Annotated in this window: 1 protein-coding gene and 1 pseudogene; both read left to right on the plus strand. The window is 41.3% G+C overall.

Annotated elements, in window-relative coordinates; genetic code table 11:
* Positions 1-331 precede the first annotated feature (331 nt).
* Positions 332-1,669: an RNA-guided endonuclease InsQ/TnpB family protein gene (locus tag F6K38_RS40430; RefSeq protein WP_287360487.1), complete on the plus strand. Its 1,338-nt coding sequence runs from the start codon at positions 332-334 to the stop codon at positions 1,667-1,669.
* A gap of 222 nt (positions 1,670-1,891) precedes the next feature.
* A pseudogene (locus tag F6K38_RS40435) lies at positions 1,892-2,012 on the plus strand (permease); the annotation flags it as partial.

Raw genomic sequence — 2,012 nt, forward strand, 5'->3', positions numbered from 1 at the left:
GATCAGGTCTGATTCATCACCCTCGGGATGACCATAGATTCTTTGCCAGAATCGTTCACGGTTATAATCAATAATTTCCGGGTCTTGCCCTAGACCTTCCCGTAGATCGTAGAGGAATAGGTCAAGAGTAGGGTATACTATTTTATTTAGGTCAGACATTGGCTTAACCTTCCAACGGATAGTAACAAGGATAGTAAAACTCTTACCAAGAAGCGATGGTGAAAGCCCCTGTGTTTTAACCAGGGGATGAAACCGAGCGAGCCTTCGTCCGCAGACACATTTATGTGTCCTGTTTATGGTATAATGAGTAATTCGCGAGGAGGTGATTCAAGTGTACGGCTGTCAGCAAGTTTTATTAAGTCCAGATCGCGAATTGTCGGCAATTCTCAACTTTTTATGCATACAATCTCATAGATTGACAAATATGGGAATCTACTTTGCTCGTCAAATCTACTTTAAAGCCAATCGCTACATAAGTAAGTTTGAGCTAGAAAAAGAATACAAGCCCAATATTCACTATAAGGCACTTCACTCCCAAGCAGCCCAACAAATACTTCGATCGGTATACGAGTCCTTTAAATCCTACAAAGAATTGATTAAAGCATACCGAAAAGGGAAGATTGAGAATATACCAAGACTGCCCAAGTATAGAAAAAAAGGAGGTTTGGCATTGGTCAGTTATCCAAAGCAAGCCTTAAGATTAATAGATGGAAACATAAGAATACCATTGGGCAGCCAAGTAAAGTGCTGGTTTGGCATTGATAGTTTTAGATTGCCTCTTCCTAGCAATATTGAATTTGATGAAATCAGAGAATTAAGAATACTGCCAAGGAATAGATGTTTCTATGTTGAGTTGGTTTATAAAAAAGAAATAGAAACGCCAAGTGGTGAACCCGAGAATGTACTTGGAATTGACCCAGGATTGGATAACTGGCTAACCTGTGTTTCTAATGTAGGAACTAGCTTTATTATTGATGGCAAGCACATCAAATCGATGAATCGTTGGTATAACAAACAAATATCAACAATCAAACAAGGTCAAGCGCACCTAAAAGGATTTTGGTCTAAAGATATAGCGGCGATAACTGAAAAACGTAACCGTCAGATGCGCGATGGAATTAACAAAGCCGCGAGACTAGTTATCCATCATTGCTTGGAAAATCAAATTGGTCGAGTGATTTTTGGTTGGAATAAAGGAGGCAAGCATGAGATAAGACTAGGCAAAAAGATTAACTCGGAGTTTGTGCCAATTCCTACAGCTAGACTCAAAGAAAGAATTGCTCAGCTTTGTCAACAGTATGGAATCGAGTTTATAGAAACAGAAGAAAGCTATACCAGTAAAACATCGTTCTTAGATGGTGACTATCTGCCAAAATATGGTGAAAAACCCAAGGATTGGAAGCCGTCAGGGAGAAGAACGAAGCGCGGTTTATACCGAACGGCAATGAATTGGTATGTCAATGCGGATTGTAATGGTGCTGCCAATATAATCCGCAAAGTAAGCAGAACGCTAGGTATTAGCCTAGACCGACTGGGTAGGGGCGTTTTGACTCGTCCCCACAGGGTATTCCTGTGGTCAGCTAATAAGAAAACAGCGTGGAGTGACGTGGATTCATCCAGTCACGAAACCTCCTTATTAGAATCCCCCGTCATTTATGCGGGGGAGTAGTCAACTATTCCAAACGCTCTCACGAAGTGTAGCTAAGCGCCACCCTACGGGGAAAGATCTGGCCTCTATGTCACAAAACAATCGTCTGATATCAGGTAAGGTTTTCCCGATTAAATTCCCTATCGCTGCTAGCCAAAAGCCTTAGCTCAGACTAGTCTTTGACCTTTGACCTTTGATTTTTTTCTTGCTTAACACGTTGCTCAAGCATAAATAGGAAAATGCATGAATCAGCTCAACAACGCCTTCACCCTATTCTTGAGTTTGTTGGTTGAAGCAACACCTTTTTTGCTACTGGGGGTTATTCTCTCCAGCTTACTGCTGTTTTTTGTGGATGAGCGCAAGC

It is taken from the genome of Moorena sp. SIO3B2 (assembly GCF_010692525.1).
Taxonomy (GTDB): Bacteria; Cyanobacteriota; Cyanobacteriia; order Cyanobacteriales; family Coleofasciculaceae; genus Moorena; species Moorena producens.